The following is a 26,459-nucleotide window of genomic DNA, read 5'->3' on the forward strand; positions in this document are numbered from 1 at the left end:
CCCGGGTGTGCTCAAATGTCGGGCATGGGTGACATCGACGACATCAAGCAAGTCAAATACCGGTACCTGCGTGCGCTGGACACCAAGCACTGGGACGATTTCGCCGACACCCTCACCGAGGACGTCGAGGGTGATTACGGGCAGTCGATGGGGCAGAAGCTGCACTTCACCGAACGTGACTCCCTGGTCGAGTACATGAAGAGCTCACTGGGTCCGGAGGTGATCACCGAGCATCGCGTCGCGCACCCCGAGATCGTGGTGGACGGCGACGAGGCCACCGGCACCTGGTATCTGCAGGACCGGGTGATCGTCGCGAGCCTGAACTTCATGTTGTTCGGCTCGGCGTTCTACCGCGATCGCTACCGGCGGACCGCCGACGGCTGGCGGATCAGTGCCACCGGCTATGACCGCACCTACGACGCCACCCTGTCGCTGGAGAATCTCAACTTCAACCTCGAACCCGGTGCGGCCCTGAACATTTGACGGCTATTGCGCGATCGCGATAACCGCGCCCGGGCGCAGCCACTGCATGATCTTCACCAGGGTGGCGTCGTCGATCGCCACGCAACCGGCCGTCGGCCCGCCGTCGGTGGTGTGCACGAAGAACGCGCCACCGTTACCGGGCACCCGGGCCTTGTTGACACCCATCACGACAGCGTGTTTGTACTGCGGTATCCGCAGGTTCTCGGTGCCGCTGCTGGGATCGGTGTCGAACGGGCACTGCGCCTTCTTGCACACCTGCATGGTGTTGTAGGTCGGACTCTTCATGTCCCCGTCCCACCAATGGTCCGGACCGACCTGCACGTAAGGCAGGCCGCCACCTGGATTCGGCGCTGTGCCGAAGGCGAAGTCGAGGGTGAACACGCCCATGGGCGTCTTCATCTCGCCGTCATGGGTCTGCGGCGCCATCCCATTGGCCCCGACGTTGGCGTCGATTCCGGCCGCGACCGGCTGCCATCCGGCGGGCCCACGCTGCCACACATCCATCTTGGCTTTCGAACCGCCCACCCCGACAACGGAAATCACCTGGGTGGCGGCCCCCACCGAGGAGGCGAACCACGGCGGATCGACCGCGCCGGCGGTGGGCGCGCACGCCAACGCCAGCACCCCGGCACACAGCATGGCGAGCAGTCGGCGCATCAATTCATCGTCGTCGTCGGCGCTCTCGTCCCGATAAAGCTCGGAGCACGATCAGGTCGCGGAAGCTACGTTGGCGGGATGGATCTGCGTGCGATCGGCAAGGGGTTGGGAACGCTGGACCGTGAAGTGTTCGAGGCGGTCGCGGAGTCCCCGAGCCCGCTTCTGGACACTGTCATGCCCGGGCTGACCAGGGCGGCGGACCATTCCAAACTGTGGTTCGCCATCGCTGCGGCCATGGGCGCCGTCGGCGGCACGTCCTTGAAGCGCGGGGCGACCCGCGGCGTGATCTCCCTGGCGGTCACCAGCCTCGTCACCAATCAGGTGGCCAAGCGGATCTGGCGCCGTCCACGTCCGGACCGCACCCTGATCCCGCTGGCCCGACGGACCCGGCGCGTGCCCACCTCGCATTCGCTGCCGTCGGGCCACTCGGCGAGCGCCGCGGCGTTCGCGGTGGGCGTCGGCCTGGAATCGGCGCCGGCCGGGTTTCCGCTGGCACTGTTGGCCGGCCTGGTCGGGTTGTCCCGGGTGGCCACCGGCGCGCACTATCCCGGTGACGTGTTCGCCGGGTTCGGCATCGGCGCGGCGATCGCGATCCTCGGCGCCCGCGTGGTGCCCACCGCCCCGGCAACCACCATGCCCGCCGCCGATCCGCTGCGGTTCCACACCGAACCCCGCCCGGACGGGGCCGGCGTCGCGCTGGTGATCAACCCGGCCTCCGGCGACGGCACCGGCGCGCGCATCCTCGACGAGGTACGGAACGCGTTGCCGCGCACCGAGATCATCGAAGTGGGTGACGACGACGACATCGGGGCGGTGCTGCGGGACACCGCCCGTCGCACCGAAGTGCTCGCGGTGGGCGGCGGTGTCGGCACCGTGGCCGGCGCCGCCGCCGCGGCGGACGAGGCAGGGGTGCCGCTGGCGGTTTTCCCCGGTGGCACGTTCAACCACTTCGCCAAGGACATCGGTTGCGATTCGGTGGCCCAGACCGTCAAGGCGATCACCGAGGGCAGCGCGGCCTACGTCGACCTGGTGTGCCTCAACGAGGAACAGCTGGTGGTCAACACCGCCAGCATCGGCGCCTACCCCCGCTACGTGCGGACCCGGGAGAAGCTCGAACACCGGCTCGGCAAACGGCTGGCCGGGATATATGCGCTGTATCTGACACTGCGCCGGGACAAGCCGGTACGTATCCGCTACGACGACAAGACGCTTCTGACGTCGCTGTTCTTCCTGGGCAACTCGACCTACATTCCGTCGGGCTTCGCCCCGTCGCAGCGCCCTCGGCTCGACGACGGCCTGCTCGACGTGCGAATCCTGGAGACGGGTAAACGGTTCAGCCGGTTGCGCATCGCCACGGCCGTGGCACTGGGCCGGCTCGAGCGCAGTCCGCTGTATCACGAGTTGCGGGTGCCGCAGTTCAGCTTCGTCGCCGTCGACGGGCCCACCACCGTGGCCCATGACGGTGAGGTTGGGGAGGCGCTGCGCGAGGCCAGTTTCAGCGTGCGCTATCGAGCGCTGCCGGTGTTTCGTCCACTGCCGTGACGGACGGGTACGGCGGACAGATCAGGTACACCACGATGAACCACACGTAGCCCAACGCCCAGCCGGCCACCACATCGGACGCGTGGTGGACGTTGAGCACCACCCGGCCCACACCGATCGCCACGACCAACAGCACCCCGGCCGCCACCCACCATTTCCGCAGCGGCGGATGAAGCGTCGGCCAGACGAGCACCGACAGGGCCAGCACGGCGACCATCACCCCCAACGCGTGCCCGGAGGGGAACGAGCTGGACAGGGCGTGCACCAGTGCGGTGTCCGGACGTGCCCGGTTGACCACGGCCTTGGCCACCTCGGTGACCACCGCGCTGAGTTCGATGGTCAACACCAGGAACAGCGCGAGACGACGCCGGCGCCGCACCAGCGCGACGCCGATGAGCACCACGGCCAGCAACCGGAAGGCGAACGGCCCGAGCACCTCGCAGAACGCGTTCCACGCGATCACCCAGCCCGGGTGTGCCGACAGATACCGGTACGGACCGGCCAGGCCGGCGGTGTCGAGGTCGGCCAGCCACGGCCAGCGCTGCGCATAACCGACCCACAGCGCGGCATACACCGCCACGGCCGCCACGGCGGTCACGATCAGCCACCTGGCACGGGTTCCCACCAGATAATCTCTACCAGCTCCAATCGTTCCGCCATGTTTGCGCGCTACCGTCGGAGACATGGCATTGATCCTGCGAAAGCTGATGCACATCGGCGGACTGCCCGAGGGTCTGCGGGCGGAAGCCGAAGCCGAGGGCATCCTGTTTCTTGCCGAATACATCCCTGTGACCAGGCGCTTCACCGGAACGATTCCGGGTATGCGGTCGTCGGGCAGCGTCGCGAGCTACGCCGGTTCGCTGGTCCTGACCAATCACCGCGCATTGGCGACGATGTCGACCCTGCCCAAGCTTGCCGGCCGCAGCATCGATCAGCCGTGGTCGGCCCCACAAAGCGGCGCGGTGCACGCCGAGTTCACCACGACCGGCCTCACCCTGCAGGCCGACGTCGGCGACATCGACCAACGCTGCGAGGGTGAGCTCTCACTGCACTTCAAGACCGACATCGGCGACGAGGTGCTGGAGCGGTTGCCGAGCCGGTCGTTGGCCTTCGACGTGGGCCCGGAGTACGTTTTTCGCGCGGTCGGTGTGCCGTATCACCCGTAGCAAATAACGTGCTCGCGATGAGCCAAACGGTTGCCGTGCGGCGGCGCACCCGGTTCGGTTGTGCGGGGATGGAAAGGATGTGACGTGACCGAGCCGCAACGGCAGAACCTGATGATCGTGCACTGGCACGACCTCGGGCGCCATCTGGGCGCGTACGGCCACTCCGACGTGGACAGCCCGCACCTCGACCGGTTGGCCGCCGAGGGGATTCTGTTCACCCGGGCGCATGCCACCGCGCCGCTGTGCTCGCCGTCGCGAGGTTCGCTGTTCACCGGGCGCTACCCGCAGAGCAACGGCCTGGTCGGTTTGGCCCACCACGGCTGGGAGTATCGCGCCGGCGTGCGTACCCTGCCCCACATTCTGGGTGAATCCGGTTGGTACACAGCGTTGTTCGGTATGCAACACGAAACCTCCTACCCGGCCAACCTGGGATACGACGAGTTCGACGTGTCCAATTCGTACTGCGAGTACGTCGTCGAGCAGGCCACGGCATGGCTCACCGATCCACCGCGCCAACCGTTCCTGCTGACCACCGGCTTTTTCGAAACGCACCGACCCTACCCACACGACCGGTACGCGCCCGCCGACGCCGACGAGGTGACCGTGCCCGACTATCTGCCCGACACCGGCGCGGTGCGTGACGACCTGGCCGAGTTCTACGGATCGATCGCGGTGGCGGACGCCAAGGTCGGTGAACTGCTCGGGGTCCTGGCGCAGACGGGTCTCGACCGGAACACCTGGGTGGTGTTCATGACCGATCACGGGCCGGCGCTGCCGCGGGCCAAGTCGACGCTGTACGACGCCGGCACCGGCATCGCGTTGATCGTGCGTCCACCGCGTGGGGCCGGCACGTCGCCGCGCCGTTATGACGAACTGTTCAGCGGCGTCGACCTCTTACCGACCCTGCTCGAATTGCTCGGCGTCCCCATCCCCGACGAGGTCGAGGGACTGTCGCACGCCGGCAACCTCACGACATCCGCCGCCGAGCCGGAACAGATCCGGTCCGAGGTGTACACCACAAAGACCTACCACGATTCTTTCGATCCAATTCGTGCCATCCGCACGAAGGAATACAGCTATATCGAGAACTACGCGGCGCGACCATTGTTGGATCTGCCCTGGGATATCGCCGACAGTCCCCCCGGACGTGCGCTCGGCAACCAGATCCGTACCCCGCGGCCGGCGCGTGAACTGTACGACCTCGTCGCCGACCCGACGGAACGTAACAACCTGCTCGGGGCCGATGCCACCGACAAGGCCGAGGCGATCGCCAACGACCTGGCATTGTTGCTCAATGATTGGCGAGAGAAGACGCTCGACGTGATTCCCTCCGAATTCGCCGGCACCCGGATTTCCGAGCGTTACACCGAGACATATTTGAGCATCCACGGCCGCCCGGCAACCAGTCGATCCGCGATCGCCACCGACCGTGGCATCACCGAGACCCATCAATAGTTTTTCTCATCGCAAGCGAAAACTCTTGACGCCCATTTGAATAGGCGCCGCAAACAAATCATGGTTAAAGTCTCGCCCATGTCAGATCATCCGACTGCCTACCTGGTGCTCGCTTCCCAGCGCAGCGGCAGCACCCTGCTGGTCGAGTCCCTGCGGGCCACCGGCATGGCCGGCGAACCTCAGGAGTTCTTCCAGTACCTGCCGACCACCAGCATGTCGCCACAACCGCGGGAATGGTTCGCCGGTGTCGAGGACGAGTCGATCCTGCGTCTGCTCGATCCACTGGTGGAGGGCAAGCCGGACCTGGCCCCGGCCGAGATCTGGCGCGACTACATCCGCACGGTCGGTCGCACGCCCAACGGGGTGTGGGGCGGCAAGTTGATGTGGAACCAGACCCCGCTGCTGCTGGACCGCGTCACGGGCCTGCCCGAGCGGTCAGGGCCGGGCCTCCTCTCGGCGATCCGCGATGTCGTGGGCAGCGACCCGGTGCTGATCCACGTCTACCGGCCCGACGTTGTGTCACAGGCGGTTTCGTTCTGGCGGGCGGTGCAGACCAGGGTCTGGCGCGGCCGGGCCGACCCGGTCCGTGATGCGCGCGCCGAGTACCACGCCGGTGCGATCGCGCACGTGGTGCGGCTGCTGCAGGCGCAGGAAGAAGGCTGGCGGGCCTGGTTCGCCGAGGAGAACATCTCCCCCATCGACGTGTCCTACCCGTATCTGTGGCGCAATCTCACCACCGTGGTGGCCACCGTGCTCGAAGCGCTGGGCCTGGACCCCCAACTGGCCCCGCAGCCGGTGCTGGAGCGACAAGCCGACCAGCGTTCCGACGAGTGGGTGGACCGTTACCGCCGCGATGCCGAGAAGGAGGGCCTACCCACCGGTGATTTCGGTGCATCCAGTAACGCCTCGCGTTACTAAATGCGCCGAAATCACTGGACGCGGGCGACCACGAACACGCGCCGGAACGGGAAGAACGTGACGCCGTCGGCCCGCCGCGGATAGGCCTCGGCCAGCATCGGGATGATCTCTTGGCGGTACTGCTCCCACAGTTCATCGCTCAGCCTGCTCTTGACCTGGGTGAGTGCCGTTCCGGTGATCCAGTCGAGAACCGGTGTCTCCCCGGTCAATTGATGCACATAAGTGCTCTCCCAGGCGTCCACCGCACAGCCGGCGTCAGACAGTAGCCCGGCGTACTGCGCGGGCGTGTCCACCTGGCCCACATCACGCCAGGGCATGTCGCGCAGCGCCTCGGCGAACGGTTCACGCCGCGCCAACGCCCGCACCGCATGGTGTGACGGCGCGTCGAAGTTGCCCGGCACCTGGAACGCGATCCACGCTCCCGCCGGCAGTTGCGCAACCCACCGCGCCACAAGTTCGCGATGCGTGGGCACCCACTGCAGTGCCGCGTTGGAGACCACGACGTCGGTGTCGGGTTGGGGCTCCCAATCCTCGATGGCGCCGAGGTAGGCCTCGATCCCCCGGTCCTGTGCGGCCGCCACCATCTCCAGTGAATTGTCCCAGGCCTCCAGCGTGGCGTCGGGCCACCGCTGGGCGAGGGTCTCGGTCAGGTTCCCCGGCCCACAACCCAGATCCACCACCCGTCGCGGAGCCGTCGCCGCCACTCGCGAGAGCAGGTCGTAGAACGGCCGCCCTCGGTGATCGGCAAAGGCCAGATACGTTTCCGGGTTCCACACGCCCCGATCATCCCCCGTCGGGCCGGTGGGTGCATGATCGTCGACGATGCCCGAAACCACCGACTACACCGACGAGGCGCAAGCGGTCCGCGCGATCTGGACGAACCTCGGACTGCCCGGCATCGTCGACGTGCACACCCACTTCATGCCCAAGAACGTCATGGACAAGGTCTGGCAGTACTTCGACAGTCAGGGCCCGCTGATCGGCCGGGAATGGCCGATCACCTACCGTGCCGACGAGGCGCAGCGGGTCGCCACCCTGCGGGAGTTCGGGGTCCGCAAGTTCTCCTCGCTGATCTACCCGCACAAGCCGGACATGGCAGCGTGGCTCAACCGGTGGGCGATCGGGTTCGCGAAGGACACCCCGGACTGCCTGGGCACCGCCACCTTCTTCCCCGAACCGCAGGCCCCCAGCTATGTCGCCGAGGCGATCACCGCGGGCACCCAGGTGTTCAAGGCTCATATCCAGGTCGGCAACTATGACCCCAACGATCCCCTGCTCGACGAGGTTTGGGGATTGATCGAAGACGCCGGTGTGCCGGTCGTCATCCACTGCGGCTCCGGTCCGGCGCCGGGAACGTTCACTGGTCCCGACCCGATCGCCGCGCTGTTGGGGCGCTACCCGCGGCTGGCGCTGATCGTCGCGCACATGGGCATGCCCGAGTACTCGGCTTTCCTCGATCTTGCCGAGCGCCACGAGAATGTGCGGTTGGACACCACGATGGCGTTCACCCCGTTCGTCGAAGCGATGATGCCGTTTCCCACCTCCGAATCAGCCCGGCTGAGCGCACTGGGTGAGCACATCCTGTTCGGCAGCGACTTCCCGAACATCCCCTACGGTTACGCCGAGGCCGTGCACCACCTCATCGACCTGCCGGGAGTCGACGACACCTGGCGCCGCAACGTCCTGCACGACAACGCCGCGAGGCTTTTCCGGCTCGACTGAGCGCCCGCACCGATTAGCATCGGCAATCGTGGACCCGTCTCGCGTCGACCCTGTCGATCCGGTGGAACCTCCCATCCCGGTTCCCGACGTTCCGGGCGGTGATGCCGGTGCGCGCGGGCTGCCGCGCCGGGTCGACCTGACCCTGCGGCAGCGGGCCATTGTCGACGCCTCCGCAGTGGCCGACATCGCCCTGCGCACCGGGGTCGCCTCGGTCGTGGCGACGTCGATGGTGCCGACCACGCTGGCCTCGATGGTGCGTCCGTCGACTTCGCGAACCGAGCACGAGTACATGCGGTTCTATGCCGACCTGGCCGCGGCCCAGGACCCTGCGGCGTCCTTTCCGGCGCCCACCCGGGCCCCGCGCGTGTCCACTCGCCCGGCCAATCCGGTCGCGCAGCTGATCGCCCACGGCCGCGTCGAGAATCTACGGTTCGCCAGCAGCTTCACCGCGGTCAACCCGGCGCTGAGTGAGATGTGCGGCGGGTTCACCCGTAACAACGTTGTGCGGGCACAGCATTGGCGTCACGACGACGGTCCGCACCCCACCTTGTGTGTGATCCACGGCTTCATGGGTTCGCCGTATCTGGCCAACGGCCTGTTCTTGTCGCTGCCCTGGTTCTTCCGATCCGGCTACGATGTGTTGTTGTACACCTTGCCATTTCACGGCCGCCGCGCCGAACGGTACTCACCGTTCAGCGGATACGGATTCTTCGCGCACGGTTTCGCCGGGTTCTGCGAGGGCATGGCCCAGGCCGTGCACGACTTCCGGTCTGTGATCGATTATCTGGAGTTCACCGGTGTCGACCGCATCGCCCTGACCGGAATCTCCCTGGGCGGTTTCACGTCGGCCCTACTGGCCGGGGTGGACGACCGGATTCAGGCGGTGGTGCCCAATGTCCCTGTGGTGACGCCGGATCGCACGGTCGACGAATGGTTTCCGGCCAACAAGCTGGTGGCCCTGCAGCGACTGGTGGCCAGAACCGACCCGGCCCTGGTCGAAGCCGCCGCCCGGTATGCCTCACCGCTGAACTATCGGCCTCTGGTGCCCAAGGACCGACGGTTGATCATCACCGGCCTGGGTGACCGGCTGGCTCCACCTCAACAAGCCGAAATGCTGTGGGAACACTGGGATCGCTGCGCGTTCCACTGGTTCCCCGGCAATCACCTGCTGCACGTGAGCCAGCCGGACTACCTACGCCGGATGACCCGCTTCCTGCGGGATTTCATGTTCGACTGACGGCTGCAGCGCTGCGGGCACCGCGGCGGGCGTGCCGTCCAACCGCTGCGACGACAACGGGTTCAACGCCGCCAGCGCCGGCCGATGCCGACCGCGCACCGGTGTCAGACCGGCCAGCGGAGCCTTGGCCGACGGCCGGTCGGCCGTACGGATCGCCGCACTCACGGTCACCTGCGGATCGGTCGGCGAACCGGTGAATTCCAGTGCGGTCCAGGTCTCCTGGGCGCCCAGCGCACCGATCCCGGCCAGCACCGCCTCCACCTTGTCGCTGACGCCGACGCGGTAGGCCGCCACGAACCCCGAGTCGTCCGTCACCCCGCGCCAGGTTTCCTTGCCCGGATCGGGTAGCGGCGAATCGACACCGTCGACGAGCGTGACCGTCCAGCCCTGCTCGCGAAGGTGGTCGGCGAGCCGGCGACCGACGACCTCCGTGGTCTCCCGCAACGGGATTCGCGAGGACCGCGCGCGCAGCGCATCGAGATTGTCGACGGCAGCCACCGTCAGGCTGATCCAGCTACGGCGCGCACCACCGGCGTCGCGGTGAGTGATGCGGACCTTGTCGCAGCGGATGCCGTAGCGGTCCAGGTAGCTCACCACGATCGGCAGCTGTGCCGGGTCGGCGGGATCGACCCGCAGCACAACGGTTTCCGCGTCGGCAGACTCGGCCGGTGCACTCTTGGCGAGGTTGCGCCGCCACATCGACACCCGGCGGGCGATCCGGGTGGTCAGGAACAGTCCACCCCACCATGCCAGCAGTAGGACGACCGCGGCCACCGACACCCCGAGCACCCAGCGTTCGGTGACGGTCTGCCATGGCCGGGCCAGGATCGCCGCCACGATGAACAGGGACGCCAGCGCAAGTCGGGCGGTCATTTGGGTTCCTTCCGTCGATGTGCGCTGGAGGTGGTGCGCACGCGAGGAGCTAAAAAGGCCCACGCGATGGCCGCCAGCGCGAGTGCTCCGGCGCCGGCGAACGCGACGATTCGCCCGGTGTTGTCACGTGGGGCCGGTTCTGGTGGCGCGGCAATCGCTTTGCCCTCGGGGGCCGCCGGCCCGTCCAACGGCATGTCGGCGACGTCCCAGGTGAGTGCGGCCACCGGATCCACACCGCCGGCGCCGATCACGTTCGATGGCGTCCGGGCCGCGCCCTGGGCCGTCGTCGTCAGCCGGTGCACCACCTGGCGGGCATTCAGCTCGGGAAACTTGCTGCGTACCAGGGCCGCAACCCCGGACACATAGGCCGCGGCGTAGCTCGTGCCGCTGAGCGGGACCACCTTGTCCTGATCGGTGGGCAGCGCGTTGGCCAGCCCGCCGTCGGGCGCATTGCTGACCGAGGTGATGTTCTCCCCCGGCGCCGCGATGCCGACCCACGGGCCGGCCATGGTGAACCCGGACGGCTGACCGGTCGCGTTCAGCGCACCCACGGACAGCACGTAGGGCTGCCACCACGATGGGATCGACACCGAGGAGACCCCGCCCCAGTTGCGCGAATCGCCCGGCGCCCCGGCGTCGGCGAGCGGATTCGATCCGCATGCCGCCCCGGTGGTCACGCCGCCCTGGGTGTTGCCCGCGGCCGCGACGATCACCGCGTCCTTTTCCACAGTGGCATACCGCAGTGCCGCACCGAGTTCGGTCTGGTCGATCTGTTTGTCGACGGGCACGCAGGTCACCACGGAGATGTTGATGACGCGCGCACCCATGTCGGCCGCCCGCACCACGGCCCGGGCCAGGCTGGCCACATCGGCTGCCGCACGGGTCTGCACCGCGTCGGCGGCCGGAACCCGCGGCGCGAAGCGCGGCGAGTTCTGCCGGATCGAGATCAGCTGGGCCTCAGGCGCCACGCCCGAGAAGCCGTCGGGACCGGGCTGCCCGGCGATGAGGCCGGCCACCGCGGTGCCGTGGCCGTCACAGTCGGTCAGTCCGTCGGTGGATTCGATGAAGTCACCGCCACCCTTGACATGGGGCAGCCGGGGACCCGGTTGCACGCCGGTATCGATGACCGCCACCGTCTGTCCCTGTCCGCGACTGTGTTTCCACGCACCGGAAAGGTTGAGCGCCAACTGGTTCGGGCTGACGGCACCCGGGTCGGTACCGGGCAACACCCCGGTGGTGACGCACTCGGCGCGCTGCGTCATCGCCTCCACCGGGCCTGCACTGCCGGCCGGTGGGGCGACCTGCGGGTCGACCTCGGGCGGGCTGATGGCGCCCGCCGGCGGGGAGCTGACCAACAGCACCAGACCGGCTGAGGCCAGAACTCCCAGGCTCTTGTGGATCACCGATTCATCACCTGTCGAGAACGAGGCTGAACAACCCGACGAGGAAGGCCATCACCGGGATCAGCGAAGCGTCGAGGCCGGTCGCGAGGAAGCCCACCAGGCGCCGCATCGGCAGCGAGTACGTGTCCGGGGACGCCATCCGCGGGTTCAGCACGGCGACCACCCAGACCACGACGAGGCCGGCCAACGCCGCCAGCGCCCACCAGGCGGCCTGATAGCGGTCGTCCATCGCAAACGTCACCAGCAGCACGGCCGCAAGCAGGTAGGGATGGCCGAGCAACCATGCCTTGCAGGAGGCGGAATCCCACACCCGAGCCCGCAGGACAGCCCCGAGAGCCAGCGCCACCACGACGTACCAGGCCCACGGCGACGCGGTCGGCGAGCCGACCAGGGCCACCGAACCGGCCACTCCGAGAAGCACACCCGCAGCGATCACACCGGTCTGGTGCGACTGGCTCACCCGGACCCGGCGCGGCAGGTCGGCCAGAACCGAAAGCGGTTGAGGCGACGGCGACGGATCGCCGGGCGCCGGGATCACCGGAAGCGGGAACCGGGCCCACATGGCCGAGAGTTGAGCGGCCTGCACGGTGACCACCAGGGCGATGAGGATCAGGGCGCTCCCGATCACCGTCGCGTTGAGCTCCCACAGGCTGGCCGCCGCAGCGACCAGCAGCACGCCGGCTCCGGCCACCGTCGTCGCCGTAAAGACCGCGATACCACGGTCTTCGGATGAGCTGGCCATGCTGATCAACGACCACGCGGCCACCCCGGCCGCAGCCAGCAGGATGTTGGGGGCGCCGAAATCACCTGGGACGCCAAGGGCGAACGCGGCGGCGATCGGGATCAGCGCCGTGATCGACAGTGCGGTGGCCAGTGCCGGTGAGCGGCCCCGGGTCGACAGCGCCGCCAGCACGGTGGCGACGGCGATGCCGCCGACGACGAACAGGCCGAGCGCCTCGCCGGTGACAACCCGGTGGGCGACACCCAGACCGGTGCCCACCAGGATCAGTCCGATCAGGGCCAGCGCCGCGGCCCGGGCGATGTGCGCCGGGCCCCACGGGCGCCGGCGGGCGGCGGAGAAGATCACGGCGGCGTCGGCGATGTCCTCGACGATGCGCGGGGCCGCCGGGCCGGCCGGAACGGCTTGCAGCGCAAGCAGATCCCCGTCCACCACGCCGACCGTGTCGAGGGTGGCGTCCAGGCTGAACGGCGCACCGCCGATCGGGGCCAGGCTCAGCCGCACCGGATCCGGGGCACTCGCACCGTCGTCGCCGCGTTCACCGTTGGAGGGGACGACGATCCGCTGGACCGCAGGCAGTATCTCGCGCAGCGGCAGCTCGGACGGCAGGGCCATTTCGGTCAGCCGGCCACCGTCGTCTCCGGCGGCCAGCACGGCCACCCGGACGATCGGCATCACAGTGTTGTCGGACATTCCTATGCTTTCTGGGTTCTTCTCGTGGAGCGTGGATCTCGGTGGGATAAAACGTGGTCGGTCAGTGCGTCGCCCTGATCGCGACGTCGTCGAAGTCGCGGAAGATCGGTTGGTCGGGGAACCAGGAGCCGCTGGGCAACGAGGCGGTGAGCCGTTCGATCGCCATCGCGATCGCCTCGGCAGTGCCCGCCGTGAAGGTCGAAATCCATTCTCCGTCGAAAGCTTTCGACGGGGAGACCAGAATCCGGCCCTCGGGGGTGTCGATGATGCTGACACCCACTCCGGTGGTGACCCGATGGCCGTCGCGGTGTTCTCCGGCGACGATCTCGACGTAGGTACGCCGTCCGTCGAACACCGATTCCACCATCGGCCGGGCCGATTCCGGGACCCCGAGGAATCCCAGTACTTCGGTCAGCGGAGCGCCGTTACGGATCTGTTCGTCCGCGCGGGCACCGGCCGCGGCCGGGAGCGCGAACTCCTCGAACCGGGCCGGCTTGCGCCGGGACAATCCGGCGGTGAGCACGGGCACCAGGGCGTGCGGGTGGTTGATGTCCATGTCGGTGAACGTCACCAACTGCGCGTTGCGCAACACCACCACGGTCTGGTCGGCGCCTGCTCGCGCGACGATGCCGCGCAGCAGATCCCCCGGACCGGAGACAAACCGCAGGTCGAGCCACTGGGTTGCCCGGCACACCAGCCGAACCCATTGCGCCACCTGCGGATTGACCCTGCCATCGGCGTCGAGCACACCCATCCTGGTCAGCTCAGCGGTCTGTTCGGCGACAAAGCCGAACCGCTGGGCCGGTTCGCTGTAGGGCGGTGTGATGGCCAGCACCCACGGATACGCTCCGGCGCCCAGTACATCGGCGAGGTACCAGGCCTGATCGGTGGTGAGCTCGACGGCGTTAACTCTGGTGCTCAATGCGGAGCCTCTGGCTCCGGATGTCGGCGCTCAGCCCCACTTGGCCCCTTCGGCGGCGTCACGCGCGCTCATCGACATGGTGTTCATCTCGTGAGTGGACGCCATGGCGCGGTAGGCCCGGGTCAGCTCTTCCATGGCCTGGTTCCACTGCACCTGCCAGGCCTGGTAGGTCATTCCGGTGTCACCCTGCCAGGCGCTGGCGAGCGCGTGCTGCTCGGCGGCGATGTCGGCGCCGACGGCGTGCAGGGCACCGGAGTAGGTGTTCATCTCCCCGGCGTGCGCCAGCATGGCCGGGTAGTTGTACATGATCTGAGACATGAAAACTCCTGTATCCGTTCGGTATCCGGTTAGACGGAGGTGTAGGTGCTGGCGGCGGCGGCATCCTGGGCGACGTAGGTGCCCGCGGCGTCGCCGAGGTTGAGCTGGGCGATGTCGAGCAGCGCGTTGACCTTGGCCGACACCTCGACGAACCGGGCGTGTGCGGCCTGGAACGCTGCCGAGGCCTCACCCATGTGGTAGGCCTGCGAGGACATGGCGGCCTGCTCGGCCTGGGCGATGGTGCTGCGCATCAGCGCGGCCTTCGCGCCGAAGGCGGCCTCGGAAGCGATCAACTGAGGGATGTGAGCGTCCAACAGACTCATGGATATTCCTTTCGGGTCGTAGACAATTGGCAGTGCGTCTTCAGTGCTGAGGGTGATCTGGTCAGCTGCGCGGGCCCCCCTCCGGATCGTCGGGATCCCACGTTCCCGGCAACATCGGCGATACCGGGCGGTCGTCGAACGTCTCACCGGCCAAGGTGGTCAACCCGGCGGCGGCCGCCTCGGATCTCGTTGCGGTTCCGGTGAATCCCATCTCCCCGGCCCCCTGCTCGGAGGCGCGTACCCGTGGCTCCGGCTGGGGTGCGGGGTCCGGATCGGGCTCCTCGTAATCCATGTACGCGTCGGCGTAGGCGTGGTCCTCCAACACCGCGCCCCGCTTGCGGCGGCGTTTACGCCGCGCGGCCAGTGAGGCCGCCACACCCGAGGCCGCCGCCGGGATGCCGGATGCGGGCGCGTGGGCGCTGGACTTACCGCCCACGGTCGGGCTGAAACCCTCGTCGGGGTCGTTGGTCATCACCGCATACGGCGCGAATGCCGCGGCGGCCACCGGAGCCGGGGCGGCCGGGGCTCCGGCCGCAGGTGCCGCCGCCGGCGCAGCCGCAGCCCCCGCACCGGCGCCGACTCCGGCCGGGGCGAGGCCCACCACGGGCAGCCCTTGGTCGCCACGCACCGGCGCTACCGGAGCGGCGTCGCCATCGGCCGGGGCGTCGGCCGGAGCATCGGTGGGGAGCAGGCCCAGAGCGCCCAAGCCGGTCAACCCGATGGCGAGCAACGGAATCAGGAACGGCGACAGCGCAACGCTGATCCATGTACCCCAGCCCACCGGCTGGAAGATCAACTGATAGATGACGCCGAACAGGAACGGCCCCCACGCCGTCAGGAAGCCGGACGGGTTGGTCATCAGGTCGGTGAGCATCTGCTGCAGAGTGCCCAGCGGATCGTTGAGGAACCTCAGCAGTTCCTTGCCACCGATCATCGAGTCATTGCCGAGGTAATCCACCAGCCACTGCGGGAGGTTCGGATACTCGTTGGTGGCCGTCGCGTCGGCGTTGGTCAGCGCCGTACCGGAATCGGTCGCGGTGCCCTGCGCCATCATCTGCTGTGCGTTGGCCGATGCGGTACCTGCCTCGCCCACGCCCGGCTTGAGCAACATCGGCGACGGGGTACTCATCGGAGCCGCCATCACCGCGGCTCCCGAGACAGCCTGGTAGGTGGCCATGGTGGTGGCCGCCTGAACCCACATCCGCACGTAGTCGGCCTCGTTGACCGCGATCGGAATCGTGTTGATACCGAAGAAGTTCGTGGCCAGCAACACACCGTGCACCACGTGGTTCAGCGCCAGCTCGGGCAGCGTCGGCATCGTGGCCAGGGCGGTGGTGTAGGCCGCGGCCGCGGTCTCGTGCTGCACCGCCACCGCGGCGCTGTTGGCGCTCTGCTGGGCCAGCCACGTCAGGTACGGTCCGTGCGCGGCGACGTACTGTTCCGAGCTCGGACCCTCCCAGGACCCGGCCTGCACCCCACCCAGAACGCTGGTGAGCTCCGCTGCCGCCGATGCGTATTCGGTGCTCAGCGACTGCCAGGCCCCCGCTGCGGCCAGCAGCGGCCCGGCACCCGGCCCGCTGGAGAGCAGGGTCGAGTGCACCTCGGGCGGTAGGGCCATCCAGATGGGGGCGGTCATGTCAGAGACCGCGCGCAGTCAGGTACGACGACGCGGCCATCGCGTCGCCGGTCATGTAGCTGGCGCCGGACTCGGCGACACCTGCGCCCGAGCGGCCGAGTTCTTCGACGCCTTGGGCGGCGACCGTCGTGTGCTGGGCACCGTGGGCACTGAAACCGGTTGCGGTCTGCAGGGATACGGCGTCGGCGGCCGGCGGGATCACCGCCGAGACCAGGGGGGCGGCCGCGGCGTGAGCGGCGGCCAGACGCGCGGTGAGCGCCTCCACGGCCGCACTGGCCGCGGTCAATCCTTCCGGAACTACCCGCAATGTCATCAGAATTCCTTTCTCCCGTTGTTCACGGACAGTGCCGCGTCATCGATGAGTGGGTTCACGAGTTGGACGAATTCAGGTGCGTCACCGTCACCCAGCAACATGCCGCGCCCGGCCGGGAACCGGGCGAACCGGTGCCCGCGGAGCTTGCCGCTGTCGGCCGGATTGCCGGACAGCATCAGCGTCGTGGCCTGCAGGTCGTTGAGGCGACGCAGCAGCGGGGCGGTCATCACGGCATGTGCCGATCCGGTGGCCCGGGCCGTCACGATGACGCGCAGCCCCAGATCCGACGCCTCGGCCAACAGGTTCACGATGTTGGTCCACGGTCGCTGCCCGACGAACTGTCCGCTGACCGCGGGCCCGTCCGGGATCTGGTCGACGTCGTCGACGATCAGGTAGTGGGTGTGGGTGTCGGCCCCGGACCGGTAGTCCCAGGCGCTGAGCTCCTGCGGGCTCAAACCGGCCGGCGAGCGGCGGTTTTCGATGAGGGCCGACAGGCCGAGCATCGCGGGCAGCACCCGGTCGATGTTGGCCGTGTACTCGTTGTCCGGGAACAACGGCTCCTCCACCAGGTGCAGCCGTCGGTCGATGACGGTGAAGGCGACCTCGTCCGGCCGGGAATTCTCCCGGATGGTCCGGATGATGTGGCGCAGCAGCGTGGTCTTACCGGACCGCGCATCACCGAAGACCGCCAACAACGGGTTGTGCTTGAAATCGAGCAGCACCGGCGCCAGGTCTTCTTCGCGCTGACCGATGACCACCTGCTCGGGCCCGGGGTACAGCGGGGCCAGCGCGGCCGGGGCCAGTTGGGTCGGCAACAGCCGCACCGGCGGTGCGCTCTGTCCCGGGTAGCGGGCGTTGATGACGGCGATGTCGGACAGCTGAGGCTCGGCGAACAGGAAGTGTTCGGCGGCCATGGTCAGGCCGCGGCCCGGCTGATCGGCCGGCACCGACTCGGCCGGACGGCGCATCGCACCGACCACCCGCACGATGCTGTCGTGGCTGTCGTGCAGCTTGAGTTCCAGCCGCAGGCCCAGCCCGTCGCGCATGGCCAGCGGCACCTCCAGCCAGTTCGGTGTGGTGATCACGACGTGGATGCCATAGGCCAGCCCGGCATTGGCCAGCTCGGTCACCTTGGCCAGCAACGGGTTACGGGTGTTGAAGGTGTCGGTGTTGTCCCGGCTGAAGGCGTACAGGTTGTCGATGATCAAAAAGACTTCGCCATACCCGTCGGCATAACGACCGACCCGGCTCACCGCGCCCTGCTGCTGACGCGCCCGCAGCAGTTGCTCGAGCTCGCCGAAGGTCCGGCGGATGCGCTCGGGCTCCAGCGGGGTGGCCACACTGCCGACATGGGCCAGCTCGGCCAGGCCGGCGAGCTGTCCGCCGCCGTAGTCCAGGACGTAGAAGCTCACTTCGCTCGGCGAGTGCAGGGCGGCCGCGGACAGGACGAAGGTCTGCAACGCCGTCGACTTGCCCGATCGCGGACCACCGTGAATCAGCATGTTGGCCGCCGACGAGTTGGCGTCGAACACCAGCGGGTCCCGGCGCATCTCGAACGGCTTGTCGATCTCGCCCAACGGCCAACGCAATTGGCCGGCTTCGATGTCGGTGCGGGCCAGCACGTCGTCCAGCGCGATCGCGTCGTCCAGCGGCGGCAACCACAGCTTGGGTGCCTGCGGGCCGTAGGTGGCCAGCTGGTCACCGATGGTGGCGATCAGCTTGCGCGGTGGGGCGATATCGATCTCGGGCTCGTTCGTGACGATGACAGTGTCGGGCTCGGGCTCGACGCGCGAGGCGGTGAACAGCTGCGGCTGCGGCAGGGCGCGCACCACGATCGACTTCTCGGCGCGCGGCGGATCGTAGATTCCGTCGACGTAGGTGCTGCGGAACTTGATCGGCACCGCACCGGGAGCCGGCACCAGGAAGCCTTCGCCCTTGTGCTCACGACCCGATTCGATGTGGTAGGCGTCCTCGACCCCGATGATCTGACGAGAGATGCTGGGGCTGGCCACCTTCAGGCCGATCCGGTACGACGTGTTCTTGTCGATGTCCTTGATCCGGCCCACGTCCAGCGTCTGCGACGCGAACAGGATGTGGATGCGGAACGAGCGACCCTTGCGGGCGACGTAATCGAACAGGTCCGCGTACTCGGGATGCTCGGCGAGCATCAGGGTGAACTCGTCGGCCACCACGAACAGCGTCGGCATCGGGGGCAGATCGTGCCCGGCCGCGATGGCCGCCTCGTACTCGGTGACCGAGTTGAAGGCGCTGCCCTGCACCCGGCGGCCGGCCTCCTTGAGCAGCTGCTCACGACGGGACACCTCACCGCGCAGGGTGTCGGCGAACCGGTCGGCCAGCGACCGCTTCTCGGCCATGTTCGAGATGACCGCGACGACCTGCGGGAAGTTGCGGAAGATGTCGGCGCCGGCCTCACCCTTGAAGTCGGCGTAGATCACGATGAGTCGCTCGGCCGAGTGAGTGGTCAACAGCGACAACAGGATCGACATCAGGGTCTGGGACTTGCCCGAGCCGGTCATACCGATCATGAGGCCGTGCGGGCCCATGCCACCTTCGGCCTCGTCCTTGAGGTCGAAGTACAGCGGCTCGCCGGTGGCGGTGACGCCGATCGGCACGCGCAGTTCGTCGTCACGGTTGCGCGGGGCCCACAGGCTGGCCACGTCCAGCGCCGCGGCATCCGGAATGTCCAGCAGCGTGGTGAACGTCGCGCCGCCGGTGGCGGTGGAGCGCACGTAGCCGGGGTTGGAATCCCAGCGCGACAACCGCCGCGCGATGTGGGCGGCCTCGGCGGCCGACAGCCGGTCGGCCTGGTCGACGTAGGGCTGCCAACCGCTGCTCTGCCAACGCTCGAGGCGGCCCTCGGTGACCCGCAGGATCGGTCGCTCCGGATCGGGGTACTGCTCACGGTTGGGCAGCTTGTCGCTGCGGTGGATCACGGTCACCCCGGTCAGCCCGGGCTTGCGCGCGATGTCGTCGGGATCGGCCTCCGGATCGTCGAGCACCACCAGCAGGTGCTTCAGGGCCTGATCCGCCTCAGCCGGGAACGCGGGCCGGCCGGCCAGGGCCGAATCGAGTTGTCCACGCAGCTCAGCGACGCTGTTGGTCAGGTACCGAGCCGGACCGACACCGTCGGCCTGGTTCGGAACGTCCACGTGCGGCAGCCATTTCAGCCAGGACCAGTCCGCGCCGTCCACGTTGGGTGCGGCCAGCGCCACCCCCAGCATGGTCGGGTCATGCCAGGTGACGGCCTGTGCGATCCAGGCCCGCAGCGCGTCGCGGACCTCGTCGGCCTCACCGATGACGGTGATCCGGGCGAGCTTGGTGACGTCGATGCCCGTCGGGGCGTCGCGCACGGTGCGCTGCACATCGAGCAGACCGCGAAGCGTACTGTGCGACACCGGTTCCAGGTCGATCTCGTCGGCGGTGTCCTTGACCTTCAGCGCGGCATCCAGCGGCACGTCGTGCAGCCCGGCGCGCAGCACCAGGAAGTCACGGTCGCGCGGGTCGCGCTCCCACTGACGTCGGGTGCCGGGAATGGTCGCCAGCACTTCGGGATTCGGGTGCGACCACTCCAGCGCCTTGCGCTGCTCGGCGGCGTGGGCGCGGACGTTGTCGCGGACCACCGACAGGTAGCGCAGATAGTCGGCGCGTTCGGCATCGACCTCCTCGGTACGCATCTTGTTGCCGCCGCCCCGGTAGAGCGCGGTGGCGGCCAACAACAGCACGAACGGGAAGAACAGCATGGTCGGCGAGATCATCCGCATGCCGGTGGCGAACAGCGCCACGATCATGCCGACGATCAGGATGACGATCAGGTATGGCAAGACCCTGCGGAGCAGCGACGGCGGGACGATCCGCTCCAACTGGGGCGGCGGCTCGATCGTGATCGTGCCCTTGCGGGTGGTCGGCGGGGCCAGCCTGCGCTGGTGCTCGAAGATCAACCTACTCATCGCGTTGCCTCCAGGCGGGCAGCATTGGCGTTGACCGACAGCGCATCATGTGCGGTCAGGGCGTCGCCACGGGACAGGGTCGGACCGGCCGCGAACTGCGTCAGAATCGACCAGGGGATGGGCAGGGCAGGTGAGGTAAGACCAAGCGCCGCAACGATTTTGTCGTCACCTGCGGTGTCGATGCCGTAGCGGACACCAGTGTCACTCACCCAGAACAACGAGCCTGCGGTCGGCGACCCGGGCTCGGCCCCGACGGTCTGTACGAAATAGCCGCTACCGGGGGTCAGCGCCACCCGGGAGGCGGTGCCATTGCTGCCGGCCCCGACCAGGTCGACGGTGCGCAGACCGTCGCGCACCGGCAGTGTCGCACCCGCAAGCACCGACAGCGAGCTCTCGGTGGCACCCGCCGGCTTGATCCACTGCGCGCAGGTGACCGGCGCCGCGGACGGCGACACCAACGACACCGGTGCGTCCGGGTATCCGGTGGTGTCGATCGCATGGGAGACGGGCATCCGAGATACCTCGTCGGGACCGATCCGCGGAGCCTGGTCCAGTCCGTAGGAGTTGGTGTTGCGCAGAATCGAGGCCAGCACCGGCGAGACCGGCTGCAGACCGTCGGACAGCACCGCGTAGTAGCGGGCGGTGTTGTCGGCGTCGTAGGCAGCGACCACACCGCCGACGGGCACCGGGGTCGACAACGCGTAACTCGTCGGCGCGCCGGCGGCGGCGATGGGCGGCGCCGTCAGTGCCGACGACTCGGGAATGGCGTTGAACAGCCCGGCCGCGATCAGTCGGGGCGCCGGGATCTGCGCGCCGAGACCGAGCGCATCAGTGACCGCGCGGTTGGCCAGGTCGATCGGGCTGCGCCTGCCGTCCCACAGCAGCCAGTCACCCGGGGTCGGTCCGACCGGATTGTGTACCAGCACAGCCTGATCGGACGTCAGCGGCAACGCACGTCCTTCGCCGCTCGCGAGCTCACCGGCGATCACCGTCACGCCGGCGTTGGCACCTGACACCGCATCGCAGACCGTCCAGTCGGCGGCACTCGCGCCGCTTTGGACCATGCGCTCGGGCGCGCCCGGAATGCCCAGCAGGTTGCCCCGCGGGAACTTGTCGATCTCGCTGGTCTTGACCGTGGTGGGGTTGTCCGACTTGCCGGAGATCAGCCGCGCCGAGGTCAGGTTCAGCACCGGATGCAGCTGCTCACCGACCCGCACATACAGCGCCGCGGTCGACCGGTCGGCCAGTATCGCGTCGTTGCCGGCGACTCCGCCCGGCCGGAACAGGGAGAACAGAAAACAACCGATCAGTCCGGTGACCAGGATCAGGGCCCCGGTCAGCACGGCCCGGCTCTGCGTGCGCAGCGGGTCGACCAGCATCCGGGTGTCGTGCAACGCCACGCCAGAAGCGATGCGGCGCTGGACAAATCGCCAGCCGGTGACCTGGTTCTTGGTCACAAAGCCGCGCCGGTAGGACACCTGGTCTGGGTTCTCGTTGGTCGGGGTGCGGGAGCTGAACGAACGACGGTCGTCGTTTTCCGGCGCGGTCATGCCGGCACCGTCAGACCCAGGCCGCGCAGCAGCGGGGCAGCCGAGTTGTTCACGTCACCGGCGGTGATCGTCATCATCTCCTCGTCGGTGAAGTCGTCATGGTCGGAGTGATCGAGGCGGTACTCGCGCTCCTCCTCGGAACGCTCGACCAGGTTGCGGACGAAACGACCGTTACCGGCGATGTCCAGGCTGCGCCGCGGCACACCGTTGGCGTCGGGCGTGGTGGCCTCCGCCAGGTAGCCGAAGAGCCGCTCCATCTCGTCGTGCGCGGCCTTCTCGAACGTGCTGTCGCGCTTCTCGGCCATCCGCTCGGCGATCTCGACGAGTTCCGAGGACGAGTACGACGGGAAATCGATGCTGCGGGTGAAGCGGGAGCGCAGACCTTCGTTGGTGTCCAGGAACATGTCGAGGTCCTTGCGGTACCCCGCAACGATCACGACCAGCCGGTCGCGGTCGTTCTCCATGCGGGCCAGCAACGTGTCGATGGCAACCAGACCGAAGTCGTTCTTGGCGCCGGTGGACACCAGGGCGTAGGCCTCATCGAGGAACAGCACACCGTCGAGCGCACTGTCGATGATGGCGTTGGTCTTGGCCTCGGTCTCGCCGATGTGCTGACCGATCAGGTCGGCACGGTGCACCTCGCGGACCGTTTCCTTCTTCAGAAGCCCCAAGCCGCAATAGATCTTGGCGACGACACGCGCGATGGTGGTCTTACCGGTTCCGGGCGGGCCGGCGAACACCAAGTGGTTGGTGCGCTGCGCCACGGCCAGCCCGCGTTCCTGACGCCGGATCGACATGGCGACCGAGCTTTTCAGCCGGGCTACCTGAAACTTCACTTCTTCCAGACCGATGAACTCGGCCAGCTCAGCCTCTGCCTCGACGAGCAGGTGCGCCTTGCGTTCCTTGGCGCCCGGGTCGACGAAGTCGGACTCCGACGGTTCGGTCTCGGGATCCCATGGATCCGTCCTGGCGTCGATGCGGGCGGCGGTGGTGATCAGCAGCCCGAAGGTCGGATCCGACAAGGCGTCTTCGACCTGCTTGTTCTCCGGGTGCGCGGCGAAGAGATCCTGCAGCACCTCTGCCGCGTCCTCTTCCTCACCCTGCGCGCGCAAGGTCAGCGCCTTGGCGAGCGCACCGTCGAGTGCGGCCACGGCGATGGGGCCGGACGGATCCTCCAGATAGGACAGCGCCGGTGCCAGCATGCCGAGACGGGCCAGGGCGATGCCCAGGGTGACCCGCGCGGCGTGTGAGGTGACCTCGTCGAGCGAGGGATCGGTGACGACCGGCGTCAGCAGGCGCACCACGTCAGACCACCGCTGCGCACGATGGTTGATCGCCACCCGCAGCCAGGTGGCGTTCAGCCATCCGGGCCGGCGGGTGAGCACCTTGCCCACCAGCGCGTCGGCCTCGGCAGGAGAGCCGGCCGAGGCGATCCGGGCGGCGTAGGCAAGCTGGAAGTCGTCCACGTCGGTGGCCCGGAACTGCAGATACAGCCCGGTGTCGTAGGTGAATCCGAGATCGCCGGCGGACAGGTCGATCTCCCGCTGCAGCAGCCCGGCGCTGGCCCGGGTACGCCACACCGCGTCGATCACCGGACCCGACACGTCACCCGCAGCGGCCAGCCCCGTCCACGCGTCGCAATGGTCGTGCGCGATGCGCGTCAGGCCGGCGAAGCCGCCCCGGGCCGCAGCGAAATCAGCCGGCCGCTGCCGGTCGTTCACCGTCAGGCCGAGCGCACGACAACATGTGGCGAAGCGGCTGATCACATCGCGATCGAGCCGGGGTGCTCCGTGAGGCGGAGCGGCAAGCGTGTCACTACCCATATGTGTGCACGGGAGCGACAAAGCCCCCGTCCCTCTCCCTTATGTATGGCTAAGCTAACTTTTGCTGAAGTTAGCATTGCATAACTTAACTGTCGAGAGGCACCTGTACGGGCTAGCTCGTGAACTGCCTCACCTTTTGGTCGCGACCGCCAGGGTGATAGTTCCCGTCATCAGGCCCGCCTCGGAATCCGGAGCCGGAACCGGGCGGCCGTTTTTGGCCAAATACGCATGTAGGGGCGTCGGACTCGCATCCCAGCCGCGCGCACCGAACCACTGCTCAGCGGGAGCGTGCTGCTCGTTGTACACCAGGGTGAAGAACGCATTCTCGTCACCGGAAGCCAGCGCTTCGGCGCGCTTGGCCTCGAATGCCTCGGCCGGGATCGGCGTCGCCTCCTCGATGCCGACGAAGCTGCCCGGCGCGGCCAACCCGTCGATGCCAGCAAACAACCGTTCCTGTGCTGCGGCAGGCAGATAGATCAACAACCCTTCGGCGATCCACGCCGAGGGCTCCGACGGGTCGAAACCGGCGGCGCGAAGGGCGGCCGGCCAGTCCTCCCGCAAGTCGATCGCCACCTCGCGCCGCTCTGCCGTCGGCACTTCGCCGTGCCGGGCCATGGTCTCGCGCTTGAACTCGAGCACCCGGGGTCGGTCCAACTCGTAGACCACGGTGCCGTCGGCCCACGGCAGCCGGTAGGCCCGCGAATCCAGCCCGGCGGCCAACAGCACGACCTGTTTGACGCCCGCATCGATGGCCCGGGTGAAGTACTCGTCGAAGTACTTCGTACGGGCCCCCTGGAAGTTGACGAAGCTCTCCCCGAACTCGGTGCGCAGAGGATGCTCGGGGTCGGTGCCCTCGACCGCGGCCGTCCAGTCGCCACCGACGGCACGGCAGAACACCTCGGCATGCCGGTCGACGGCCAAGGGATCGGCCTTGCGCGCCTCCAATGCCCTTGACGCAGCGACGAATAACGCGGTCTGTCCGACGCTCGTCGTGATGTCCCAGTTGTCGTTGTCTGTTCTACCCTCGCTGTTCACGAGCGCGAGGGTACGCCGCGATTCTGACAGCCGACCTAAGTGATGCGTGTGATGCGCGTATATTGACATCATGCGCACCACCATTGCCATCGCCGACGAACTGCTAGCCGCGGCCAAGCGTCGCGCGCAGCAACGGGGTCAGACACTCGGCTCTCTCGTCGAGGACGCGCTGCGCCGTGAACTGGCGGCGGATTCCCAGGCCGCACCACGGCTCGCGGTCCCGGCGTTCACCGGCGGTAGCGGGCCACGCCCAGGCATAGACCTGCGGTCCAACCGGGCACTGCACGAGGCCCTCGACGAGGGCGTCGACCTCAACGCGCGGCGGTAACAGCGCGTGCTTCTCCTCGACGTCAATGTGGTGCTCGCCGTCCATCGCGGAGATCACCCTGACCACGCATCCGTCCGGGCGTGGTTCGACCACATGCTCGACACCGCAGAACCTTTCGCGGTTCCGGCCATGGTGTGGGGATCATTTCTCCGGCTGGCCACCAATCGCCGGATCTTCGAGGTTCCGTCACCGCGTCGCGAGGCATTCGCCTTCATCACCGCAGTGGACGCGCAGCCCAACCACCTACGGGTCGGGCCCGGCCCGCGCCATCTGGCCCTACTGCAAGAGTTGTGCGATGAAGCCGACGCGGCCGGCGATCTGATCCCCGACGCCGTCCTTGCCGCGATCGCCGCCGAACACCACTGCGACGTGGTCACGCTTGATCGGGATTTCGCCCGGTTTACCTCGGTGCAGCACCTGCGTCCGATTTAAACGAGCGGACGGCCGGTGCGGATGCGCCAGTCGAGGTCCTTGAGCAGCAGGTTGAACGGGAACTGTCGCAGGAACGAGGGCAGCAGGTCGTTGACCGTGCGCAGCACCGCGATCAGCCGGTCGAATCGCTTCTGACGCTTGGCATCCCACGGCAACTGCATCTCGTCCCGGAAGCGCTGCGGCAGGAATCCCGTCGTGATCAGCAGGGCGGTCGCGTCGAGGCGGCGCTGAATCGCGCGGGGCAGCACCGGCTTCTTGGGTCGGCCCGCCGCGATCGGATAGAGGTAGGAGCGCACGGTGTCATCGATGTGCAGTTTCTCGAGCGATTCTTCCCAGTACCGGTCGAACGCGGCCCGGTCGGCCGGCCACATCTCCTCGGGCACCTGCAACGTCGTGCCCATCGTCACGCTGTCGCGGTAATGCCGATCGGCGGTCTCGTCGTCCAACTCGCCGACGAACATCCGGAACACGTCAACCCCGCCCTTGTACAGGCAGGCGGCGACCCACAGCTGCAGGTTCTTGTCGAAAGCGTTGTACTGCACCGGGCTTTCCTTGGTGGAGTACACCTGCGCGTGCGCCTTGTTGACCGCACGCCGGAAGGCCGCCTTCTGGGCATCGGTGCCGCGGGTGGCCACCGCCAGGTAGGTGAACGTGGTCCTGGCCCGCTTGATCGGGTGCAGATCCGTACGCCCGCTCTCGACGCGGCTCTCGACGACGCCGTAGCCCACGCCCGGGTTGGCCAGCTGCATGATGACGTTGGCCGGGCCGGCCAACAACGCCACGCCCATCAGCCCGTCGTCGAAACTCGCACCACGCCGACGGCGCCTGGGCGCAGACCCCGGCGTCAACGACTCGCTCATCGACCGTTCGACAACATGCGGCACCGGTTCGCTGACCGTCATGGCCACCCCTTCTAGAACTGA

At 68.0% G+C, this 26,459-nt stretch carries 25 protein-coding genes; 9 read left to right on the plus strand and 16 right to left on the minus strand.

Translation table 11 applies throughout. The features are described from left to right. Positions 1 to 24 precede the first annotated feature (24 nt). The gene (locus A5733_RS14735; RefSeq protein WP_067765195.1) at positions 25 to 483 is read left to right on the plus strand and encodes a nuclear transport factor 2 family protein; all 459 of its coding nucleotides are present in this window, start codon (positions 25 to 27) and stop codon (positions 481 to 483) included. Positions 484 to 486: 3 nt separating this feature from the next. Here A5733_RS14735 and A5733_RS14740 read toward each other — a convergent pair whose 3' ends face one another. Continuing rightward, positions 487 to 1,140, minus strand: a complete 654-nt coding sequence (locus A5733_RS14740; RefSeq protein ID WP_076240658.1) for a L,D-transpeptidase — start codon at positions 1,138 to 1,140, stop codon at positions 487 to 489. 78 nt (positions 1,141 to 1,218) lie between these two features. Between A5733_RS14740 and A5733_RS14745 the strand changes: the two genes are divergently transcribed. Continuing rightward, positions 1,219 to 2,682 carry a bifunctional phosphatase PAP2/diacylglycerol kinase family protein gene (locus tag A5733_RS14745; RefSeq protein ID WP_076240659.1) on the plus strand — a complete coding sequence of 488 codons (1,464 nt, stop codon included), beginning with the start codon at positions 1,219 to 1,221 and terminating at the stop codon, positions 2,680 to 2,682. On the opposite strand, the gene A5733_RS14750 is transcribed toward A5733_RS14745, so the two are convergent. Continuing rightward, positions 2,636 to 3,307 carry a phosphatase PAP2 family protein gene (locus tag A5733_RS14750; protein WP_067765115.1) on the minus strand — a complete coding sequence of 224 codons (672 nt, stop codon included), beginning with the start codon at positions 3,305 to 3,307 and terminating at the stop codon, positions 2,636 to 2,638. The two genes, A5733_RS14745 and A5733_RS14750, sit on opposite strands and share 47 nt — an antisense overlap. 58 nt (positions 3,308 to 3,365) lie before the next feature. On the opposite strand from A5733_RS14750, the gene A5733_RS14755 reads away from it, so the two are divergent. From A5733_RS14755 to A5733_RS14765, 3 genes are all read left to right on the plus strand, one after another. Continuing rightward, positions 3,366 to 3,848 (plus strand): hypothetical protein, encoded by a 483-nt coding sequence (locus A5733_RS14755; protein ID WP_067765118.1) that lies wholly within the window; start codon positions 3,366 to 3,368, stop codon positions 3,846 to 3,848. Between the two features lie 111 nt (positions 3,849 to 3,959). Further along, positions 3,960 to 5,303 carry a sulfatase gene (locus A5733_RS14760; protein ID WP_076240675.1) on the plus strand — a complete coding sequence of 448 codons (1,344 nt, stop codon included), beginning with the start codon at positions 3,960 to 3,962 and terminating at the stop codon, positions 5,301 to 5,303. A gap of 78 nt (positions 5,304 to 5,381) precedes the next feature. Further along, positions 5,382 to 6,221 (plus strand): Stf0 family sulfotransferase, encoded by an 840-nt coding sequence (locus A5733_RS14765; protein WP_076240660.1) that lies wholly within the window; start codon positions 5,382 to 5,384, stop codon positions 6,219 to 6,221. A gap of 11 nt (positions 6,222 to 6,232) precedes the next feature. On the opposite strand, the gene A5733_RS14770 is transcribed toward A5733_RS14765, so the two are convergent. Beyond that, positions 6,233 to 6,997 (minus strand): trans-aconitate 2-methyltransferase, encoded by a 765-nt coding sequence (locus tag A5733_RS14770; RefSeq protein WP_076240661.1) that lies wholly within the window; start codon positions 6,995 to 6,997, stop codon positions 6,233 to 6,235. A 46-nt stretch (positions 6,998 to 7,043) separates the two neighbouring features. Between A5733_RS14770 and A5733_RS14775 the strand changes: the two genes are divergently transcribed. Both A5733_RS14775 and A5733_RS14780 read left to right on the plus strand, forming a co-directional pair. Beyond that, complete coding sequence (locus A5733_RS14775; RefSeq protein WP_076240662.1) at positions 7,044 to 7,943, plus strand: amidohydrolase family protein; 900 nt, start codon at positions 7,044 to 7,046, stop codon at positions 7,941 to 7,943. Positions 7,944 to 7,971: 28 nt separating this feature from the next. After that, entirely contained in the window at positions 7,972 to 9,180 is a 1,209-nt protein-coding gene (locus A5733_RS14780; protein WP_076240663.1) for a S9 family peptidase, read from the plus strand. Here the strand turns inward: A5733_RS14780 and eccE are convergent. From eccE to A5733_RS14840, 12 genes are all read right to left on the minus strand, one after another. Beyond that, positions 9,136 to 10,053, minus strand: a complete 918-nt coding sequence (gene eccE, locus A5733_RS14785; RefSeq protein WP_076240664.1) for a type VII secretion protein EccE — start codon at positions 10,051 to 10,053, stop codon at positions 9,136 to 9,138. The genes A5733_RS14780 and eccE overlap by 45 nt on opposite strands. Continuing rightward, positions 10,050 to 11,456: a type VII secretion-associated serine protease mycosin gene (mycP, locus tag A5733_RS14790; protein WP_076240665.1), complete on the minus strand. Its 1,407-nt coding sequence runs from the start codon at positions 11,454 to 11,456 to the stop codon at positions 10,050 to 10,052. Before mycP ends, eccE begins: the two co-directional genes overlap by 4 nt. Positions 11,457 to 11,463: 7 nt before the next feature. Further along, positions 11,464 to 12,888, minus strand: a complete 1,425-nt coding sequence (gene eccD, locus A5733_RS14795; RefSeq protein ID WP_067765140.1) for a type VII secretion integral membrane protein EccD — start codon at positions 12,886 to 12,888, stop codon at positions 11,464 to 11,466. A 61-nt stretch (positions 12,889 to 12,949) separates the two neighbouring features. Then, on the minus strand, positions 12,950 to 13,810 hold the full coding sequence (locus tag A5733_RS14800; RefSeq protein ID WP_076240666.1) for an ESX secretion-associated protein EspG: 861 nt from the start codon (positions 13,808 to 13,810) through the stop codon (positions 12,950 to 12,952). Positions 13,811 to 13,840: 30 nt separating this feature from the next. Then, entirely contained in the window at positions 13,841 to 14,128 is a 288-nt protein-coding gene (locus A5733_RS14805) for a WXG100 family type VII secretion target (protein WP_067765147.1), read from the minus strand. Positions 14,129 to 14,157: 29 nt separating this feature from the next. Continuing rightward, positions 14,158 to 14,451, minus strand: coding sequence for a type VII secretion system protein EsxG (gene esxG / locus A5733_RS14810; RefSeq protein WP_067765159.1), 294 nt, complete (start codon positions 14,449 to 14,451; stop codon positions 14,158 to 14,160). A gap of 61 nt (positions 14,452 to 14,512) precedes the next feature. After that, positions 14,513 to 16,087: a PPE domain-containing protein gene (locus tag A5733_RS14815; RefSeq protein WP_076240667.1), complete on the minus strand. Its 1,575-nt coding sequence runs from the start codon at positions 16,085 to 16,087 to the stop codon at positions 14,513 to 14,515. Position 16,088: 1 nt separating this feature from the next. Further along, positions 16,089 to 16,400, minus strand: a complete 312-nt coding sequence (locus tag A5733_RS14820; RefSeq protein WP_067765164.1) for a PE family protein — start codon at positions 16,398 to 16,400, stop codon at positions 16,089 to 16,091. Continuing rightward, positions 16,400 to 20,368 carry a type VII secretion protein EccCa gene (eccCa, locus tag A5733_RS14825; RefSeq protein ID WP_076240668.1) on the minus strand — a complete coding sequence of 1,323 codons (3,969 nt, stop codon included), beginning with the start codon at positions 20,366 to 20,368 and terminating at the stop codon, positions 16,400 to 16,402. The genes A5733_RS14820 and eccCa overlap by 1 nt, the downstream gene beginning before the upstream one ends. Beyond that, the gene (gene eccB, locus A5733_RS14830) at positions 20,365 to 21,918 is read right to left on the minus strand and encodes a type VII secretion protein EccB (RefSeq protein ID WP_076240669.1); all 1,554 of its coding nucleotides are present in this window, start codon (positions 21,916 to 21,918) and stop codon (positions 20,365 to 20,367) included. Before eccB ends, eccCa begins: the two co-directional genes overlap by 4 nt. Continuing rightward, the gene (eccA, locus tag A5733_RS14835) at positions 21,915 to 23,684 is read right to left on the minus strand and encodes a type VII secretion AAA-ATPase EccA (protein WP_067765171.1); all 1,770 of its coding nucleotides are present in this window, start codon (positions 23,682 to 23,684) and stop codon (positions 21,915 to 21,917) included. The genes eccB and eccA overlap by 4 nt, the downstream gene beginning before the upstream one ends. Positions 23,685 to 23,870: 186 nt before the next feature. Then, positions 23,871 to 24,776 carry a class I SAM-dependent methyltransferase gene (locus A5733_RS14840; protein WP_067765173.1) on the minus strand — a complete coding sequence of 302 codons (906 nt, stop codon included), beginning with the start codon at positions 24,774 to 24,776 and terminating at the stop codon, positions 23,871 to 23,873. A 70-nt stretch (positions 24,777 to 24,846) separates the two neighbouring features. Here A5733_RS14840 and A5733_RS14845 point away from each other — a divergent pair, with 70 nt between their 5' ends. Both A5733_RS14845 and A5733_RS14850 read left to right on the plus strand, forming a co-directional pair. Further along, positions 24,847 to 25,104, plus strand: coding sequence for an antitoxin (locus A5733_RS14845; protein ID WP_076240670.1), 258 nt, complete (start codon positions 24,847 to 24,849; stop codon positions 25,102 to 25,104). Positions 25,105 to 25,110: 6 nt separating this feature from the next. Then, a complete protein-coding gene (locus tag A5733_RS14850; protein WP_067765183.1) occupies positions 25,111 to 25,536 on the plus strand; it encodes a type II toxin-antitoxin system VapC family toxin in 426 nt (141 codons plus the stop codon). On the opposite strand, the gene A5733_RS14855 is transcribed toward A5733_RS14850, so the two are convergent. Then, entirely contained in the window at positions 25,533 to 26,438 is a 906-nt protein-coding gene (locus A5733_RS14855; RefSeq protein ID WP_067765185.1) for an oxygenase MpaB family protein, read from the minus strand. The two genes, A5733_RS14850 and A5733_RS14855, sit on opposite strands and share 4 nt — an antisense overlap. Positions 26,439 to 26,459: the final 21 nt, after the last annotated feature.

The organism is Mycobacterium sp. NS-7484 (genome assembly GCF_001953975.1).
Lineage (GTDB): Bacteria > Actinomycetota > Actinomycetes > Mycobacteriales > Mycobacteriaceae > Mycobacterium.